Genomic DNA, 18,081 nt, shown 5'->3' with positions numbered 1-18,081 from the left:
TGGACCTGTTGCCGACGGGCGGGAGCATTCCGCCGCTGTAGCTCTGGACGGTCAGCCGCTGCCGATCAGGGCGCCCGCGCCCAGAACCAGTGCTCCCCCCAGAACCACCTGCAGCGTGGCGCGCCAAAACGGTGTCTCCATGTATTTGTTCTGGATCCAGGCAATTGCCCAGAGTTCCACGAACACGATGACAAAGGCGATGGTCGTCGCGGTCCAGAACTCGGGGATCAGGTAGGGCAGGGCGTGACCAAGCCCGCCGAGCGTTGTCATCACCCCCGAGGCAATGCCCCGTTTCATCGGCGATCCGCGCCCCGACAGCTCGCCATCGTCCGAGGCCGCTTCGGTAAAGCCCATGGAAATACCCGCCCCCACAGAGGCAGCAACGCCGACCAGGAAGGTCGTCCAGGTGTCTTGCGTGGCAAAGGCGGTGGCAAAGATCGGCGCCAGAGTGGAGACCGAACCATCCATCAGCCCGGCCAGCCCCGGCTGCACCCAGGTCAGCACGAACTGCCGGTGCGCGGTGCGGTCTTCCTCAGATCGCGCATCGCCCGTCAGATGCGCCTCTTCCAGCTCGGCGGCGGTGTCGCGGTGACCTGCTTCGGCGGCCGCCAGATCACCCAGCAATTTGCGGGTGGCGGCATCTTGGGTGCGGGCTGCTGCGGCGAGGTAGAAGCGTTCGGCCTCCGCCTCCATCGCCTTGGCTTCTTCGCGGATCCGCTCAAGGCTGAGGTTCTCCATCAGCCAGATCGGGCGGCGGTTGTAATAGCCCGCCACATGTTCCCGCCGGATCAGTGGGATCGCCGGGCCAAACCGCTGTTCATGCAGGGCGATCAGCCGGGCGCGGTGCTCATCCTCTTCGGCGGCCATGCCATCGAACATCTTCGCGGTGGCAGGAAAATCCTCCCGCAGCCGCGCGGCATAACCGCGATAGATCCGGGCGTCGTCTTCTTCGGATGAAATGGCCAGCGCCAGGATCTCCTGGCCTGTCAGGTCCGAAAACCGTTTTCGCTGTGGAAGAAAGCGCATTTGGGCCTCATCTTTTTAGAATGGTTCTAACCATATGGGCCTGAGGACAAAGCGCAAGACCCATCGGCAGAGGCGCGCTGCGGCAGAGTGCAGCATTTGTTGTTGCTCATGCTTTGACGTCGGGTGTTCCGGGTGCTGCTGGAGTGTTGATGACTGGGGAGTTGTTGAACAGCGGATGGGTAGGCTAAAGTGATCGGGTCATCCCGCCAGCGCCACGAGGACCGGTCATGAATGAGCAAGCCAGCATTGTCAGGACCGGACGCAAGTTTGACCAGGTTCTGGAAGGCGCGCGCGAGGTGTTCATGGCCGATGGCTTTGAAGGCGCCAGCGTCGACGATATCGCCCGTGCTGCGGGTGTGTCCAAGGCAACGCTTTATAGCTATTTCCCCGACAAGCGCCTGCTGTTCATGGAAGTTGCCCGCAACGAATGCGCCCGTCAGGCGGATGCGCCGATGGATCTGGCCGGGGCCTGCTGCACACCGCGTGATGTGCTTTGCGCTGCCGGGCGCCACATCCTGTCGGTCAGCCTGTCGGAATTCGGCCTGCGCATGTTCCGGATCTGCGTGGCCGAGGCGGATAGGTTTCCCGACCTTGGCCGTCAATTTTATGAGAGCGGCCCGATGGTGGTTAGGGCCCGGCTGCGCGATTACCTGAAAGGCGCGGCTGCACGGGGGGAATTGCAGATCGAGGATTTCGACCTTGCCGCGGATCAGTTTGCCGAATTGTGCCGGGCCGATCTGGTGCCGCGTCTGATCTTCAACATCGATACCGAGTTTTCGGCCGAAGAGCGCGAGCGGGTGATCGCAGGGGCGGTGGAGCTGTTCTTGGCCCGTTATGGTGGCTGACCAGGACGAGCCTGTCCTTAGTCTGTGTCGCCTGCTCCGGCTCAGCTCAGCGCCGTTGATGGAGGCCCGCCCTCTGGGCGACCCTCCTGTGTCACGTCTCCCTCAGTGGGTGATAAAATCGTTGGGCGCATTCCGGTAGGTTTCGTGGCAGCTGAGGCAAGCCTGCACCATGCTGGGCACCGTCCGCAGCAGTCCGTTCAGGGTATATGCGTTCAGCTGTTTGGCGGCATCCTTGGCGGTCTCTGCCCGGGTTTCGAAATCATCCCATTGTTGCCAGATCAGCGGGTTGGCGTGTGAATTGGGATCCATGCGCGGCTTCTTGAACCGTTTGCGGATGTCGCCTGTTGTTTTCACCAGCGTGCGCCGGGCGGCCTTGGCCTTGGAGGCGTTAAAGCTGGTGCGCCCGGCCATCATGTCAGCCAGCGTGGTAATGGCCGCTTTCTGGGTGGCCATCAGCTCGACCCGCCGCTTGACGTGCTTGTCCGCGATCGGTGCGGCTGCATCCAGTTGCGCACCTGCCAGGGCCAGACCCAGCACCAGAAGGACAGGAATACTGCGCAAGCCGCGCGGCGAGACAGAGGGCATGAGCGGATGCGTCATGAGCGCGGCTCCTGTGTGTGGGGGTGGATTGACCGAATCGAATGATTGGAACAAATGTAGAACATAGGCGGTGCCGACTGCTTGTTTTCGAAAATTTTGGACCATCAAACCGGATCGTGTCATGTCCCATCGCCGCATATTGTCGCTCTGGTTTCCGCGTCTCGGAGCAGAGCGTGTGATGCGCGCGGGGCGTGGCAGTCTTGCCGGGCCTCTGGCCATTGTGGAGGAACTTTCCAACACACAGGTTATTTCTGCGTTAAATGAGGCGGCCGAGGCCGAGGGGCTTTTTGTTGGGCAGCCGCTGCGTGATGCCCATGCCATTTGCGCTACGCTCTTGACTCGTAAGCGCAATATTCCGGCGGAAACGGCTTTTTTGATGGCTCTTGGGCGCTGGGCGGGCAAGTTCAGCCCCTGGGTTGCGCCGCAGGTCCCGGATGAAATCAATCTCGACATGACCGGCTGTTCACATCTTTTTGATGGCGAGGCGGCCCTGCTGACGCAGATCGATGCGGACTGCGCGGACATGGGGATCACGGTGCGGATGGGGCTGGCCGATACACTGGGCGCGGCCTGGGCGCTGGCGCGCTATGCAGGGCAGGGGGCCGGGTTGCCGGTGGACCGGTCCGGCGATGCCATTGATCAGGAGGCCCGCGCCACCCGCGCCCGCGCAGCCCGCATATCTGTACGCCCGGCGGCGCCGGGGCAAGGGGCGCCTTCGGGCAAGGCGGGGCGCAGGCACTGGACCCGGGGCGGTGCGGCACCGCAGGCGGTCGAGCTGTCGCAGCAGCCCGAACGAATCGCGCCGGTGGGGCATGCGCACCGGGTGCTGGCGCCCCTACCAGTGGCGGCCCTGCGGCTGGAGGCATCAGCCGTGGCGCAGCTGGGCCGACTTGGCCTGCGGCAGATCGGCGATCTCCTGGATCAGCCCCGTGCCAGTCTGGCGCGGCGCTTTGGCCGGGGGCTGGTACTGCGCCTTGATCAGGCCATGGGCAGCACCCCGGAACCGGTCTCCCCGGCGGGGGTGCCTGACAGTTTTGCGGTGCGCCTGACCCTGCCCGAGCCGATCGGCCTGGTGGAGGATCTTCAGGCAGGGATCGATCGGATGCTGCCCCGGCTTTGCGCCTTGCTTGAGGAACGCGGCAAGGGCGCGCGTCTGCTGCGGCTTGAGGCGCACCGAGTCGATCAGGCAGCCCAGATCGTGACCGTCGGTCTGGCGCGACCCAGCCGGGACCCGGACCGCATCCGGCCGCTGCTGGCGATGAAGCTGGAGCAGATCGACGCGGGGTTTGGCATCGAGATGCTACGTCTTGAGGCCATGCAGGCCGAGCCCATCCATGCCCGCACCCAGGCCGGTCATCTGGAGGCCACTGCCGCCGCCAGAACCCGGCAGGCGGGTGGGCAGACCGTGGCGCTGGAAGATCTGATCGGACGTATCGGCGCGCGGGTCGGGCTGGAGGCGATCACCCGGCGCCACCCGGTCGAGACGCATATCCCGGAAAAAACCGCCAAGGTGCTGGCCGCCGCCTGGTCAGAGCCTGCGCAGGACTGGCCCGCTTCGCTCCATGCGCGCCCCTTGTTGCTGTGGCGCCCGGAACTGGTGATGGCCCCGGATGTGCCCCAGGTGCCCGAACGGTTCCGTTGGCGCGGGCGCGACTGGGAGCTGGCCACCGCCGAAGGCCCCGAGCGCATCGCCCCGGAATGGTGGTTGGAGGATCCGAACTGGCGCAGCGGAGTGCGCGATTACTGGGTCGTGGTGACCACCTGCGGGGCCCGGTTGTGGGTGTTCTTTGCCCATGGGGCGGCGCTGTCGCGGGGTTGGTTCTGCCAGGGCAGTTTTGCCTGAGCGTGCCCCCGCCCGCAGGGGTGATCCTTCGCTCTGCGCCGAAGTCTTTCTCCTTGGGGCAACGGGCAGCAGCGCCTAGGGTTATCAGATGAACAGACCAGACCCGCATAAGCCCCCGCAGACCCCGCGCTTTGACATTCTGGGGCAGGCCATCGGCGATGCCAGCCGCACCCGGATGCTGTGTGAGCTGATGGAGGGGCGGGCCTATACCAACAAAGAGCTTGCCGCAGCCGCCGGGATCACGCCGCAGACGGCGACCGCGCATTTGCGGATGTTGCAGGAGGCTGGGCTGGTGGTGGCGGAGAAACGGGGCCGCTGTGTTTATCACCGGCTGTCCGGGACCGAGGTTGCCCAAGCGCTGGAACAGCTGGCCGCAATCGCCCCTGCCGACAGTCTGTATCTGGCGCAGCGCCGCAAGGCGGGTGGACTGGCCGAGGTGCGCAGCTGCTATGATCATCTGGCCGGGCCGCTGGCGGTGGCGATGACGCAGGCCTTATTGCGCCGGGGGATGCTGGCAGAACGGGGCGGCGGGTTCGATACGGTCCCATCCGATCTGTGGGCGCCGCTTGGGGTCACCCTGCCGGATCCGCAACGCAGCGCGCGCCAGCCCTTTGCCCGGCCCTGTCTCGACTGGACCGAACGGCGGCTGCATGTGGCGGGACCGCTGGGGCGGCAGCTGCTGTCTCATGCGCTGGAGCGCGGCTGGATGCTGCGCCGTCAACACAAGCGGGGGCTGACTCTCACCGCGCCGGGCCGCAGGGCGCTGCACCAGCTCCTGGGGCTGGAGCTGTCCGGGAGTGCGACGGAACTGAGTGAGGGAGGACCCCATGTCTGAGATCAGAACCGACACACAAGATGACCGCTACACCGTTCAGACCGGAACCCGGCTGCTGGTGCAGGTGCCAAAGGGTGACGCCGCCAAGGTGATGGATGCGATTGTCGCCTGTGATCCGCTGCGCTGGGGCGATTATGATCAGGTGGGGTTCACCACCGCGACGGGGGTGCAGCAGTTCCGCTCGCTTCCGGGCGGGGTCAACCGGGCCAGCGAAGCGGCGGTAGAGGTGCCTTGCGTCGAAGTGCAGGTCTTTGTGCCGCAAACTGGCGCTGATCTCGATCCGCTGTTGCGGGCGATCTATGACGTTCATCCCTATGAAGAGCCGGTGATCCAGCTGCTTGTGGCCAGCCGGACCCTGCATATCCGGGGACAAGACGAAGGCAATCCCAACCGGTTCTGGAACCGGGCGGATGCGGATTGGGTGCCCGAAGTGCATCGCAGCGATGGGGGCGTGCGCGCCGAAACCGCTTGATTCCCGCCCGGATTGACGCGAACCTGATATCATGAGCTTTCAAAACACGGCGTCATTCCCCGGGGCAGGCATCCCAGAGCAGGTTTCATTCGACCGCAAGGAACTGTCGGTGATCCTTTCCCTTTACGGTCGCATGGTCGCTGCGGGGGAGTGGCGGGACTACGGGATTTCCTCGCTGCGGGAATGCGCCGTCTTTTCGGTGTTCCGGCGCACCGCTGAACACCCGCTCTACCGGATCGAAAAACGCCCCAAGCTGCGCAACCGTCAAGGGCAGTATTCGGTGGTGGGCATCGACGGCCAGATCCTGAAGCGCGGGCACGATCTGAAAACTGTGCTGCGGGTGCTGGAGCGCAAGCTGATCCGCGCCGTCGACTGAGCCTTTTACCGGCCCCCCAAACCAGGAGGCTCCTTTTTAGGATAAACGTTTGTGCGCAGTGACGGGGCCATCGCCCTGTTCGGCGATCCGGGTGATCGCGGCCTGCAGGGGTTCGATCGCCACGGCCATGTCATGGGCATTGGCGTGGATGATGCTCTCGCCGTCGCGCACCAGGGCAACATGGCCTTTCCAGAACAACAGATCACCGCGCATATAGGTGCTGCCTTCGGGCAGGGCGCGGCCCAGATCCCGCTCTTGCGGGCCGCTGTCGCCGGGACAGGCAATGCCACAGGCCATCAGCGCGGCTTGCACCAGACCGGAACAGTCGATGCCAAAGCGGCTGTCGCCGCCCCAGAGATAGGGCGTGCCAAGGAACCCTTCGGCCACGGTGACCGGATCCTGCATCAGGCTGCCGATGGGCGTCAGATGCGCGGCGGGGACATGCCCCAGTTCGGTTGCCGCGAAACGCTCGGAGGTCTCGCTGACCCGCAGCAGGCTGCCAAAGCTGAGGCTGCATTGGTCCGCTGACTTGAAATCGGGTTGCGCATAGGTATGGGTCGCCGGGGCGCTGACCCAATGGGTGGCTTCCAGCGGCGCGGTCAGGGCCGCCACCGGGACATAGCCGGTATATCCATCCTTCTCGGCCCGGATCTGCGCCCAGCCATCCTGTGAGCTGAGAACCAAGACCGGCGCCCCATAAAGAAACTGCCGGTCGCGCGGGCCATCGGGACGTCTCAGAACATCGACAACCGGAAGGGCGATTCGCGCGCGCTCCTGCGCAGCGGTGTCCATCACGGGGCCGCTCATAAGTTCAACATCTCCGGCAGCGCGGCAAAGATCGCCCGCGCGCCCTGACCGACACCGCCCTTGGGGCGGGCAGGGGCAGCGCTGGGCGTCCAGCCATAGATGTCGAAATGCATGTAGCGGCTGCTGCCCGCAAAGCGGCGCAGGAAAAGGGCGGCGGTGATCGACCCGGCAAAGCCGCCCGCAGGCGCGTTGTCGAGATCGGCAATGCCGGGTTCGATCATCGCCTCATAGGGGTCATGGAAGGGCATGCGCCAGACTGGATCAGCCATCTGCCTCGCCGTGCCCGCAATGGTAGCGGCATCCGCATCGGCGCTGGCGTAAAAGGGCGCCAGATCCGGCCCCACAGCCACCCGCGCGGCGCCGGTCAGGGTCGCCATGGAGATCAGCAGGTCGGGCGCATCCTCATCTGCCAGCGTCAGGGCATCGGCCAGCACCAGACGGCCCTCGGCGTCGGTGTTGTTGATCTCGACCGTCAGCCCCTTGCGGGAGGTCAGCACATCGCCGGGCCGGAAGGCATTGCCGGAAACTGCATTCTCGACCGCGGGGATCAGCACGCGCAGCTGCACGGGCAATCCGGCGGCCATGATCATCCGCGCCAGCCCCAGCACGGTGGCAGAGCCGCCCATGTCCTTCTTCATCAACCCCATGCTGCTGCCGGGTTTGAGGTTGAGCCCGCCGGTGTCGAAACAGACGCCTTTACCCACCAGAGTGAGCTTGGGTCCGCTGTCGCCCCAGCGTAGGTCAATGAGGCGGGGGCGCGCCGTGGCGGCCCGGCCAACGGCATGAATCATCGGTAGGTTCTGTTCCAGAAGGTCCTGATCCAGCGTCACCTGTGCCGTGGCGCCGAAGTCGCGGGCCAGGTCCTCGGCTGCGGCTTGCAGCTGGTCAGGGCCCATATCGGCGGCGGGTGTATTGATCAGATCGCGGGTCAGGCATTCGGCGGCCACCAGCGGTTCGACGGCTTTCGCATCCACGCCTTCGGGCGCCACCAGAGCAGCGCCGGGCGCCTTGGCCTCCTTGTAGCGATCAAAGCGATACTGCGTCATCAGCCAGCCGAAACATTCCTGTTCCAGAGCTGCCTCGGGAATTGCGTTGCCGCCATCGCCTCCGCTTGCAAGTGTATAGATCCCTTCGGGCAGCTTTTCGGCTGCCGCCGCCAGCGTAAACCGCTGACGCGCACGCTGTGCTGCGTTGCCGTATCCGGCCAGCGCCATTGCCGGGCCGTTTCCATCGGAGGCCGGAACCAGAAGCACCTGACCGATCGCTCCCTTGAACCCATTTGCCCGCGCCCATCCTGCGACCTGATCTGGCTGGGTTTGCAGCCAGGTTTCGCAGGACGCCTGATCAATAACATAAAGCACAATAGCATTATCGCAGGGTGCGGCAAAAACGGGGGTCATCGGGATACTCCGGTCATGGGGGCTTATTCAGCCGTCAGAGTATCCGTCACCGCGTTGCCTGCAAGCCCTGCTTGAATACAGCCTGTGGGTCGGATTTTGGATTTGGGTTCTGGTCGTGTCGGATTCAGATGGAGAGGTCCTGCTGTTCCCAGACTGCGGTCAGGGATCTTTCGCCAACGCGCAGCAGGCGGAACACCGTTGCCGCAATGGCCGGCGAATCCTTGCTGTCGACGGCGTCGGTCACATCGCCGGCGATGGCCGCCATCGCGGTCATACCGATCTGATCCGAAATCGCGATCAGCGAGCGCGCGTTCTTGCGCAGATTTTCCATATCATTCTGACGCCACAAGCGTTCGCAATGCGAAAGGCGGACCGCCAGTTCTTCAATTGCACGGCAAACGACGTCTTCGGCTCCGGTCTCGCCCAGCTGTGAATACAGCTCGGACAGTTTTCCCGGATCCAGACGCACATTTTCCTTATGCATGACAGTGAGTATATTGGTCACCACATTCACCCCAGTTCACTATGCCCCCACGGCACGATGACCAATTTGACCCTCAAGAGTTGTCAAAAGGTTTCCAGGCTGATGCTGGAATCTCTCGAATTTGCTGACAATGCAGGCTATCACCCCTGTCAGGGTTCAAATCAGGGAATGCACCATATGCAATACGCCAAGCCTCTGCCGAGCTATCTCGTGACGCGTTACCACGGCTGGAAAGCGACGGCTTATCAGGAAAACCAGGGCTGGTACCGGCGTCTGGCTTCCGAAGGGCAGCGCCCGCGCGCGATGGTGATTTCCTGCTGCGACAGCCGCGTTCACGTCACCTCGATCTTTGGCGCGGACCAGGGTGAGTTCTTTATTCATCGCAATATCGCGAATCTGGTGCCGCCCTATGCACCCGATGGCGACCACCACGGCACCAGTGCCACGATCGAATATGCGGTTACGGTACTGAAGGTGGCGCATCTGATCGTGCTGGGTCATTCCCAATGCGGAGGCGTGCAAGGCTGTATCGATATGTGTAAGGGCCACGCGCCAGGGTTGGAGGCGAAGGAAAGTTTCGTCGGTCGCTGGATGGACATCCTGAAGCCGAAGTTCACTTTGGTCGAAGACATCGACGATGCAGAGAATCAGGCGCGCCAGTTCGAGCGTCAGGCGGTTGTCGCATCGCTTGAGAATCTGATGACCTTTCCCTTCATCGAAGACGCGGTCTCCGAAGGCTCGCTCAGCCTTCATGGTCTGTGGACGGACATCGGTGAAGGTGGTCTGGAATGCTATGATCCCAAAACTGGAGCATTCCAACAGGTTTGAACGGGACTCACATGGGGGGTAAGCTCAGGCCAGAGCCGGTTCAGGACTGGGTCCGGCGTTGCAGGTCAGCGGCGGCTTGGGTGTAGCCGCCCGAAGCCCCATCGACGAAATGCACATGATCATCCCGCATGGCAGAGGGCACGATACAGGTCACCATGGCTGCGTCCTGTTCGTGCAGGCCGAAGCGAATCTGCCCGGCCTGTTGTGTTCTCTCCAACAGGTCCAGGACCCGGTCCCGCACGGCAGGGCTACAATCGACGGTCATCTTCAGCCCGTCATCGAATTTTCGGAAGTCAGAGTTGGCGCTGAGCACGGACAGATAGTGATCGGGATCAAAACTGCCGGTTGGTTTGCCACGCCCAAACAGAAACCTTGCAATGGCGGACCCTGCGGTCAGCCACAGGGCGCGCAAGGACAGCGGGATATAGCCCCGCGAAAGACGCGCTTCGATCATCAGCCCCGGGGGCGGAAACCTCAGAGCGGGGCCGCTGACCGGGACCGGGTGTCCGCTGCGGTCCAGTTGTGCCGTCAGCTCCAGCAGTTCGGATGCAATCTGTGAAAACTGATGCGGGCCGGTGCCTGCAACGGGCAGGACAACCAGCGACATAATCAGCCCGTTGCGGGCGGGCGTATTGCTCCAGCGGCAGGACAGGCCGGTCAGGTCCGGAGGTTCCTCCGTCTCTGCCGCGCCGATGCTGTAGGCACCCGCCTTCATCTGCTGCTCGGCCCAGGCCAGACCCCCGCCCGAGAACATCGCATAATCGGCATCCTCGGACACTGCATAGCGGGCAACGGTCACGTTTAACCCCTCGGCGCGGATCCGTTCGATCGGCATCTGTGCCGCCCGCAGGGTGATGCCGAATTCATCTCTGACCCAATCCCGCAACCGCGCCAGAGTTTCGCGCGCGGTGCCCGCGTGCTCAGGAGCGACCGCAAAGGATGCCCCGTCGCCACCGAAACTATAGGGAAAGGCGGTATCGCCGAGTGTGTTCATCATGGCGGCAATGACCGAGGCGCCCACCATGTTGACGGTCTTGTATTCCCCGGCGGCAATCAGGTCGGTAGAGGCTACGATGTCGGTGCAGCATACCACCCAGTGCTGCGGTAGCGGGACAAAGACCTCTGGACGGGCCAGGGCCGAGAAGGCTCCGTGTTTGGGGAGCTGTTCATAAAACCTGTCCTGCCGTGTCATCGCATCCTTGGCCGTTCCAATCGTTCCGAGGGATATCGGTCTCCAAAGGAATTGTAGTGATCTGGCAAACATGCAAGTTACACCAGCGTGATTTAATGCTCCTCTTGCGACGGGAATGATCCGCGCAACAGAAGCATCGGGGGGATATGAATGCAGGCGGGATTGATTCTGCTGTGCCTGGCCTATGTGCTGAGCCAGTTTTTCCGAGCTTTTCTGGCGGTTCTCACAGGGGTACTGGGCACTGATCTTGGGGTGAAACCGGACGATCTCGCCTTTGCATCGGGGATGTGGTTCCTGGCCTTTGCGGCGATGCAACTGCCGGTGGGCTGGGCGCTGGACCATATCGGTCCAAGGCGCAGCGCGGCAGTTCTGCTGTTGCTGGGCGGTGGCGGCGGCGCGCTTGTGTTCGCCCTGGCAAGCGGGCCGTTTCACATTGCGGTCGCGATGTTCCTGATCGGGATCGGCTGTTCGCCAGTTCTGATGGCGTCTTATTTCATTTTTGCCCAGACCTATCCGCCGGTGCGGTTTGCGACGCTGGCGGCGCTGATGCTTGGGGTTGGATCAGTTGGCAATCTGGTGGCCTCTTATCCCACGGCGCTGGCAGTAGAGCTGGTCGGCTGGCGCGCGACGCTGGTCGGGCTGGCCGCCGTTTCTGCCAGCGTGGCGGCGGGGATCTGGCTGACGGTCAAGGACCCGCCAAAGAGCCATACAGAGGTCAAAGGCTCCGTTCTCGACCTTTTGAAAATGCCGGTGCTCTGGGCGATTTTTCCCATCATGCTGGTCAGTTACGCACCGGTAGCTGCGATCCGGGGATTGTGGATCGGTCCCTATTTTTCCGATGTCTACGGGATGGAGACCGGTCAGATCGGGCTGATCACCCTGATCATGGGTGTGGCGATGATCCTCGGCACCTTTGTCTACGGGCCATTGGACCGGATGCTGGGCACACGCAAATGGGTGATCTGGGGCGGTAGCATGGCGGTGGTTCTTGGCCTTGTAGCCCTGATTGTGCTGACCGGCGCGCCGGTCTGGGTGCCAGTCGCACTGATGGCGGGGATCGGCTTCTTCGGCGCCTCCTTCCCGGTGGTGATCGCCCATGGCCGGGCCTTCGTGCCTGCGCATCTGGTGGGGCGCGGAGTCACGCTCTTGAACTTTTTCGGCATCGGTGGCGTTGGGCTGATGCAATTTGCCAGCGGCCGCATTCACGCAGAGATGGCGCAAGGGAGCGATCCTGCTGCGCCGTACATTGCCCTGTTTGGGTTTTTCGCGGCCTCCCTGCTCCTTGGCTGTGTGATCTATCTGTTCAGCCGTGATAGCCTGGATTGATGGTGATGGTGTGATGGTGGCCCTTTAAATTCTGGCGCAATCCCTATATGACACCGCAGCCGGCTACGAGGCCGGGCAAAACTGGAGAAACTAATATGGGTTATCGCGTCGTTATCGCGGGCGCCACGGGTAACGTGGGCCGCGAAATGCTGAACATTCTGGCCGAGCGCCAGTTTCCGGTGGATGAGGTTGCCGTTCTGGCAAGCCGCAAATCCCTGGGAACCGAAGTGACATTTGGCGACAAGACCCTCACTACCCAGGATCTGGACACCTTCGATTTCACCGGCTGGGACATGGCGCTGTTCGCCATCGGCTCGGACGCGACCAAGAAGTATGCGCCCAAGGCGGCGGCTTCCGGTTGCGTGGTGATCGATAACTCCTCGTTGTACCGTTACGATCCGGACATCCCGCTGATCGTGCCCGAGGTGAATCCCGAGGCGGTGCACGGCTATTCCAAGAAAAACATCATCGCCAACCCGAACTGTTCGACCGCGCAGATGGTCGTCGCGCTGAAGCCGCTGCACGACCGCGCCAAGATCAAGCGCGTGATCGTCAGCACCTATCAGTCGGTGTCCGGTTCGGGCAAAGAAGCGATTGATGAGCTGTGGGACCAGACCAAGGCCGTTTACAATCCGACTCAGGATGTGCCGCCCAAGGTCTACCCCAAGCAGATCGCCTTCAACGTCATTCCGCATATCGACGTCTTCATGGAAGACGGGTCGACCAAGGAAGAGTGGAAGATGGTCGCCGAGACCAAGAAGATCGTCGATCCCGCCATCAAGGTCACCGCGACCTGTGTGCGCGTGCCGGTCTTTGTTGGCCACTCCGAAGCGCTGAACGTCGAGTTCGAAGACCATCTGGACGAAGACGAAGCGCGCGACATCCTGCGCGAAGCGCCGGGCATCATGGTCATCGACAAGCGTGAAGACGGTGGTTACGTGACCCCGGTCGAATGCGTTGGCGACTATGCCACCTTCATCAGCCGGATCCGTCAGGACAGCACCATCGACAATGGTCTGAACCTGTGGTGCGTCAGTGACAACCTGCGCAAAGGCGCAGCGCTGAACGCGGTGCAGATTGCCGAACTCCTGGGCCGTGAGGTTCTGAAAAAGGGCTGAGTTGCAGCGCAACTTGCTCTAAAAACCAAATAAAACTGGGGCCATTTCGCAAGAAGTGGCCCCATTTGCATCCGGCAGCCGCCCCATTGTGGTCACAAACAAGACCATGCTGGTAAGGGCCAGAGAAAACGAGGAACGCTGCCATGTACTCCCATGATTTTGAACGTGAAACCGTGACGACCGGCGATGCAGCCATGGCCCAGACGGCCTGGTCCAGCGCCTGCGATCAAAGCCGCCTGGACACCGAGATGATGATCCAGCTGCGTATATCGCTGTGTCCGATTTTTGATGATGCGACCAGCTGGTCCGAGCTGCGCAGCGCCCTGCAGGCCAAGGGATTCTACATGAAGCGTGCCAAAGGCCACATGCATCTTTATGATGGTCACAGCCACGTGCAGATCTGCACCTGCAGCTTCCTCGGCTACCCTGCCGAAGAGCTGGAGCAGCGTTTCAAGAAAACCGCCCCGACCCGCGCAGTGCGCAAACTGCCGGTGCGCAACTAGCGCATTCTGAGCGGCGTCGAGAGAGAGCGGCTGTCCGGAGGGGGTGCTTCCTGTGGTGGCTGTGGTGAGAGGCGGATCGGCCCGCAACGTATCAGCCCCCAGCGCGTTGCCGCGTACCAGCAGCAACATCTATCCTTTTGGCTAGGTTAACGCAAAAATGGCCCGGCTGTTTGCCCCTTCGGGCAGATAGGCGCAGCCTCCGAAATACGGTAAGGTTTACTTATTCCCGCGGGGTCTTGAGATCCTGCACTGTCCCTGACGTCGCTGACAACCAGTCCCGTCCGGCCCGCCATCCTGCCCCCCCTTTGGCAGAGGTCGGACATTGCATCCCTACCTTGGGATTGGTGGTTGGCGGCGTTGACGGTGCCGGGCTGATATTTGCGCAGTTTTGAACAGGGTGCCGCTCTCTCTCGGCACCCTGTTTGTCTGTCTAGCCCCTAATGTCTCGATAGCGGTGCCTGAGGTCAGGCGGGCGAGCCGTGGGCTCCCGCCCACCATCGCCGGATCGAAGATCCGTCTCTGTTGGTTGGGCCTGGCGCCGCTTGCGCGGCGCAGGGATTTGCTGAGAGGCGCCTTGAGGGGCCATTCTGCCTCTCAAGACGCCAGATCGATTATTGGGTATGTATCCGCGTCAAGGGTGAACCGCACCTGTGGTGCGGCGGCCGCGCCGCCCTTGACCCGGGGACCCTATCCGCTGTTGCGCAGGCGGCCGACGATACCGGTCGGGAAGAAATAGACGCTGAGGATGAACAGGACGCCCAGCCACAACAGCCAGCGGTCCGCATTGAGCAGGTCCGGTAGCAGAGGCAGAGCGCTGGTCAGCTCGGACGCGGCGCCCATCAGGTTTTGCAGATAGTTCTGCGCCAGCACGAAGAGCGTTGCGCCAACGACTGCGCCATACATGGTTCCCATGCCGCCGATCACTACCATCAGCAGGATATCGATCATGATCTCCATCGACAGCGAGGTGTCCGGCCCCACGTAGCGCAGCCAGACGGCATAGAGCGCGCCAGCGAGGGCAGCTGCTGCTGCCGAGAGGCAGGTGGCCGCTACCCGGTAGTAAACCACCTTGTAGCCGATTGCCTCGGCCCGGAAATCGTTTTCGCGGATCGCTTGCAGGACACGGCCAAAGGGTGAGTTCACCACCCGCAACAGGCCGAGGAACAGCACCAGCGCGCCAATGAAAACGAAGTAATAGGCCAGGAGCTTGCCGTTCAGCTTTACTCCGAACAGCTGGCCGTCAAAGGCTTCCTTGCCGAATTTGAAGGCCGGACCAAGTTCGCGCGGGGTCTTGAAGGTCAGCCCGTCTTCGCCGCCGGTCAGGCCCGAGAGCTGGCTGACCAGCACCGCGACAGCCGAAGCCACCGCCAGCGTAATCATGGCAAAGAAGATCGCCCGCACCCGCAGGGAGAACAGGCCGATCACCAGCGCCAGAAGCGCTGCAACGCCTGCTCCGGCGATGGCGCCGATGGCGATGGAGTCAAAGCCGCGCCCCAGATGGGTCGAGGCCAGCGCTACCCCGTAGGCGCCGATACCAAAGAACATCGTATGGGCGAAGCTGACGATACCGCCATAGCCGAGCAGCAGGTCGTAGCTGGCGACCAGCACGATGAAGATGCAGATGCGTGCTGCCGTATCCACCGTGCGCACGCCGGGAAAGAGGAAGGGCGCCAGCGCCAGGCAGACAAGGATCACACCAAGAATCAGCGCCAGCGGCACGGAGCGGGGCATATCGCCCGAAAGAAGGGTACGTATCATTTCGCTTTTACCACCGGGATCATGCCCATCGGGCGCCACATCAGGATGGTGACCATCAGGGCGATATTGGAAATCAGCGCCGCCTTGGGTTCGATGAAGGCGATGTAATTCTGCAAAAGCCCGACCAGCAGGGCGCCGATGAAACAGCCCTCGACTGAGCCAAGCCCACCGATGATCACCACGATGAAGATCAGGATCATCGCCTGATTACCCATATGGGCGGTGACGACCTCCTGGTAGAGGCCCCACATCACGCCGCCCAGACCCGCGAGCGCGGACCCGGCGATGAAGACACCGACGAAGACCAGTCGCAGCCGATAGCCGAGCGCCTGTACCATCTCACCGTTCTCAACCCCGGCCCGCACGATCAGGCCGATCTTTGTCCGTCGCAGCATCCAGCGCATGGCGAGGAAGACCGCAAGGCCGACGCCAACTGCCACCAGACGGTATTTCTCGATCGCGGCCCCGGCAAAGGTGATCGCGCCTTTCAGCGCCTCGGGACGCAGGATGTAGATTTCCTCGGGGCCCCAGAGCACGACGATCAGCTGTTCGACCACGATCAGCCCACCCATGGTCACCAGGATCTGCTTCAGGTGGTGGCCATAGACCGGCTCCACGATCACCTTTTCAAAGGCCCAGCCCATGATGCCAGTGGCAATCATGGCGCCCAACACCGCCACCAGCAGCGCCGCAAGGTTCAGGAGCAGCGAGGGCGCCTCGGTCATATGCCCAAGGAGCAGCAGCACCGAAATGCCGACAAAGGCCCCGACCGAGACAAAGGCACCATGGCCGAAATTGATCACATCCATCAGGCCAAAGACCAGCGTCAGGCCCGAGGCCATGATGAAAATCATCATCCCCATGGCCAGACCCGACACCGTCAGTGTCAGCCAGCTTGAGGGGTTCTGGATGGCGAGGAACCCGGCGATGGCGATCAGCGGCACCAGCAGGACTGGCATATGCGGTGCGATACGGTCGCGCAGTGAAACGTCGGCCATCTTGGGGGCGTGTTCAGGTGCGGCGCTCATGGCTGGCCTCCCAATAGGTTTATCTGCTGTTCAGGGCGAATTGGCGTCAGGACAGTCATCAATGTGCCTCCAGACTGAGGCCCATTAGGCGTTCCTGCAGGGCCGCATCGGTTGCCAGCTCCTGCATTTCGCCGGACCAGATCATCCGCCCGTCGTCCATCACATTGGCACTGTCTCCCAGCGCCTTGGCGACGGCAAAGTTCTGTTCCACCAACAGCACCGAGGCGCCTTGATCTTTGAGATCCTTCAGAGCGCGTGCCATGGTCGAGATGATGGCGGGCGCCAGACCCTTGGTCGGCTCGTCGATGAGGTAAAGCTTGCGTTCCTCGACCATGGCGCGGGCAATCGACAGCATCTGTTTTTGCCCACCCGACAGATTCCCGGCCTCGGATTTCCAGAAGGTTTTGAGCGGCGGGAAGGCGGCAAAGATCCAGTCGAGCCGGGCCGAGTTGATCGGGCCGGAGACGGCGGCCAGCACCATGTTTTCCTCGACCGTGAGATCAGCGAAGATTCCCATGTCCTCAGGCACGAAGCCGAGCCCCATGCGGGCAATCGCCGGGGTGGGCAGCTTGGTGATATCCTCGCCATCGAACAGGATGCGGCCCTGATGGGCGCGCCAGTGGCCGATCACGGTGCGCAGGGTGGTGGTCTTACCGACGCCGTTGCGGCCCAGAAGCATGGTCACGGCAGCGCGCGGCACCTGCAGATCCACCCCTTGCAGGATGTGATATTGCGCGATGTTGGTATAGACGCCTTCGAGTTGCAGGATCGGATCAGACATCGGCCAGTACTCCTTCGAGACCGCGGCCCATATAGGCCTCCTGCACCACATCCGAGGCCATGACCTCGGCCGGGGGACCATCAGCGGCGAGGGCGCCGTTGTGCAAAACGATGATGCGGTCGGCGAGGGTGCGGATCACGTCCATCTTGTGTTCGACCAGCAAGATCGTGCGGTTCCGTTGGTCTTTCAGTTCCTCAATCAGGTCCAGCACCACCGGAGCCTCATCAACGCTCATGCCTGCGGTGGGTTCATCGAACATATAGACAGCGGGATCGAGCGCGATCAGCAGCGCGACTTCCAGTTTACGCTGATTGCCGTGGGACAGTTCTGACACCACCTGTTCGCGCTGTTCCAGCAGGCGCACGCGCTGCAGGATCGCCTCGGCTTCGGCGGTTAGATCGCCGTGGCGCGAGACCATGGACCAGAGGTTGAAGCTGCGGCCCGATTTGGCCTGCACCACCAGACGCACGTTTTCCAGAACCGACAGGTTGGGAAACAGGTTGGTGAGCTGAAAGGCTCGGCCGATCCCGGCGCGGGTGCGGGCAGAGACCGACTGACCGCTGATATCGCGGTCATGCAGAAAGACGCGCCCGGCGCTGGCGGAGATCTGGCCTGAAATCAGGTTGAAATAGGTCGTCTTGCCCGCGCCGTTGGGGCCGACAATCGCGGTCAGCTGCCCGGGATGAAAATCGCAGGTCACCGCATCGACAGCGACGTGGCCGCCAAATCGGACCGTCAGGTCACGGGTACTCAGTATGGGAGAGGAAGTCATGTCAGTCTCTGGTCTGCCCGCGCCGGCGGCCTGAAACAACGGGCGCCGGGGCTGCGGAAATGGGCCATGCGATGGCCAGGTCGGACA

The 18,081-nt window shown here is 62.6% G+C and carries 19 protein-coding genes; 9 read left to right on the top strand and 10 right to left on the bottom strand.

What is annotated here, in order from left to right; genetic code table 11:
- Window positions 1–51: 51 nt before the first annotated feature.
- On the bottom strand, window positions 52–1,026 hold the full coding sequence (mbfA, locus tag AC5SSZ_RS15110; protein ID WP_274838215.1) for an iron exporter MbfA: 975 nt from the start codon (window positions 1,024–1,026) through the stop codon (window positions 52–54).
- 227 nt (window positions 1,027–1,253) lie between these two features.
- Between mbfA and AC5SSZ_RS15105 the strand changes: the two genes are divergently transcribed.
- Entirely contained in the window at window positions 1,254–1,871 is a 618-nt protein-coding gene (locus AC5SSZ_RS15105) for a TetR/AcrR family transcriptional regulator (RefSeq protein ID WP_065271630.1), read from the top strand.
- A gap of 102 nt (window positions 1,872–1,973) precedes the next feature.
- Here AC5SSZ_RS15105 and AC5SSZ_RS15100 read toward each other — a convergent pair whose 3' ends face one another.
- Window positions 1,974–2,471: a c-type cytochrome gene (locus tag AC5SSZ_RS15100; RefSeq protein ID WP_237028443.1), complete on the bottom strand. Its 498-nt coding sequence runs from the start codon at window positions 2,469–2,471 to the stop codon at window positions 1,974–1,976.
- A gap of 121 nt (window positions 2,472–2,592) precedes the next feature.
- Between AC5SSZ_RS15100 and AC5SSZ_RS15095 the strand changes: the two genes are divergently transcribed.
- The 4 genes from AC5SSZ_RS15095 (at window position 2,593) to AC5SSZ_RS15080 (ending at window position 5,997) form a co-directional block, all read left to right on the top strand.
- Window positions 2,593–4,314 carry a Y-family DNA polymerase gene (locus AC5SSZ_RS15095; protein WP_495438598.1) on the top strand — a complete coding sequence of 574 codons (1,722 nt, stop codon included), beginning with the start codon at window positions 2,593–2,595 and terminating at the stop codon, window positions 4,312–4,314.
- 88 nt (window positions 4,315–4,402) lie between these two features.
- On the top strand, window positions 4,403–5,149 hold the full coding sequence (locus AC5SSZ_RS15090) for an ArsR/SmtB family transcription factor (RefSeq protein ID WP_495438596.1): 747 nt from the start codon (window positions 4,403–4,405) through the stop codon (window positions 5,147–5,149).
- Entirely contained in the window at window positions 5,142–5,621 is a 480-nt protein-coding gene (locus AC5SSZ_RS15085; RefSeq protein ID WP_495438595.1) for a YqfO family protein, read from the top strand. Before AC5SSZ_RS15090 ends, AC5SSZ_RS15085 begins: the two co-directional genes overlap by 8 nt.
- A 31-nt stretch (window positions 5,622–5,652) precedes the next feature.
- Complete coding sequence (locus AC5SSZ_RS15080; protein WP_065271626.1) at window positions 5,653–5,997, top strand: DUF2794 domain-containing protein; 345 nt, start codon at window positions 5,653–5,655, stop codon at window positions 5,995–5,997.
- 36 nt (window positions 5,998–6,033) lie between these two features.
- Here the strand turns inward: AC5SSZ_RS15080 and AC5SSZ_RS15075 are convergent, their stop codons facing one another.
- From AC5SSZ_RS15075 to AC5SSZ_RS15065, 3 genes are all read right to left on the bottom strand, one after another.
- Window positions 6,034–6,804: a C40 family peptidase gene (locus AC5SSZ_RS15075; protein ID WP_495438594.1), complete on the bottom strand. Its 771-nt coding sequence runs from the start codon at window positions 6,802–6,804 to the stop codon at window positions 6,034–6,036.
- Window positions 6,801–8,204 carry a leucyl aminopeptidase family protein gene (locus AC5SSZ_RS15070; RefSeq protein WP_495438593.1) on the bottom strand — a complete coding sequence of 468 codons (1,404 nt, stop codon included), beginning with the start codon at window positions 8,202–8,204 and terminating at the stop codon, window positions 6,801–6,803. The genes AC5SSZ_RS15075 and AC5SSZ_RS15070 overlap by 4 nt, the downstream gene beginning before the upstream one ends.
- A 124-nt stretch (window positions 8,205–8,328) precedes the next feature.
- Complete coding sequence (locus AC5SSZ_RS15065; RefSeq protein WP_065271624.1) at window positions 8,329–8,688, bottom strand: hypothetical protein; 360 nt, start codon at window positions 8,686–8,688, stop codon at window positions 8,329–8,331.
- 177 nt (window positions 8,689–8,865) lie between these two features.
- On the opposite strand from AC5SSZ_RS15065, the gene AC5SSZ_RS15060 reads away from it, so the two are divergent.
- Window positions 8,866–9,516, top strand: a complete 651-nt coding sequence (locus AC5SSZ_RS15060; protein WP_274830397.1) for a carbonic anhydrase — start codon at window positions 8,866–8,868, stop codon at window positions 9,514–9,516.
- Window positions 9,517–9,556: 40 nt separating this feature from the next.
- Here the strand turns inward: AC5SSZ_RS15060 and AC5SSZ_RS15055 are convergent, their stop codons facing one another.
- Window positions 9,557–10,708, bottom strand: a complete 1,152-nt coding sequence (locus AC5SSZ_RS15055) for a DUF3095 domain-containing protein (RefSeq protein ID WP_274830362.1) — start codon at window positions 10,706–10,708, stop codon at window positions 9,557–9,559.
- Between the two features lie 150 nt (window positions 10,709–10,858).
- Here AC5SSZ_RS15055 and AC5SSZ_RS15050 point away from each other — a divergent pair, with 150 nt between their 5' ends.
- The 3 genes from AC5SSZ_RS15050 to AC5SSZ_RS15040 all read left to right on the top strand — a co-directional run bounded on the left by AC5SSZ_RS15050 (window position 10,859) and on the right by AC5SSZ_RS15040 (window position 13,655).
- On the top strand, window positions 10,859–12,034 hold the full coding sequence (locus AC5SSZ_RS15050; RefSeq protein WP_495438590.1) for an MFS transporter: 1,176 nt from the start codon (window positions 10,859–10,861) through the stop codon (window positions 12,032–12,034).
- A gap of 95 nt (window positions 12,035–12,129) precedes the next feature.
- Window positions 12,130–13,152, top strand: coding sequence for an aspartate-semialdehyde dehydrogenase (locus tag AC5SSZ_RS15045; RefSeq protein WP_274830360.1), 1,023 nt, complete (start codon window positions 12,130–12,132; stop codon window positions 13,150–13,152).
- A 143-nt stretch (window positions 13,153–13,295) separates the two neighbouring features.
- Window positions 13,296–13,655 carry an aspartate-semialdehyde dehydrogenase gene (locus tag AC5SSZ_RS15040; protein WP_274830359.1) on the top strand — a complete coding sequence of 120 codons (360 nt, stop codon included), beginning with the start codon at window positions 13,296–13,298 and terminating at the stop codon, window positions 13,653–13,655.
- Window positions 13,656–14,342: 687 nt separating this feature from the next.
- On the opposite strand, the gene AC5SSZ_RS15035 is transcribed toward AC5SSZ_RS15040, so the two are convergent.
- The 4 genes from AC5SSZ_RS15035 to AC5SSZ_RS15020 are packed head-to-tail and all read right to left on the bottom strand — an operon-like array spanning window position 14,343 to window position 17,994.
- Entirely contained in the window at window positions 14,343–15,413 is a 1,071-nt protein-coding gene (locus tag AC5SSZ_RS15035; RefSeq protein ID WP_065271619.1) for a branched-chain amino acid ABC transporter permease, read from the bottom strand.
- A complete protein-coding gene (locus tag AC5SSZ_RS15030; protein WP_495438588.1) occupies window positions 15,410–16,441 on the bottom strand; it encodes a branched-chain amino acid ABC transporter permease in 1,032 nt (343 codons plus the stop codon). The genes AC5SSZ_RS15035 and AC5SSZ_RS15030 overlap by 4 nt, the downstream gene beginning before the upstream one ends.
- A gap of 58 nt (window positions 16,442–16,499) precedes the next feature.
- The gene (locus AC5SSZ_RS15025) at window positions 16,500–17,222 is read right to left on the bottom strand and encodes an ABC transporter ATP-binding protein (protein WP_495438587.1); all 723 of its coding nucleotides are present in this window, start codon (window positions 17,220–17,222) and stop codon (window positions 16,500–16,502) included.
- A complete protein-coding gene (locus AC5SSZ_RS15020; RefSeq protein WP_369001744.1) occupies window positions 17,215–17,994 on the bottom strand; it encodes an ABC transporter ATP-binding protein in 780 nt (259 codons plus the stop codon). The genes AC5SSZ_RS15025 and AC5SSZ_RS15020 overlap by 8 nt, the downstream gene beginning before the upstream one ends.
- Between the last annotated feature and the right edge of the window lie 87 nt (window positions 17,995–18,081).

This window comes from Phaeobacter sp. CC-HEC084, from assembly GCF_059429255.1.
The sequence above is the reverse complement of the archived record's forward strand: the minus strand, read 5'-3'. Positions and strand labels throughout refer to the sequence as shown.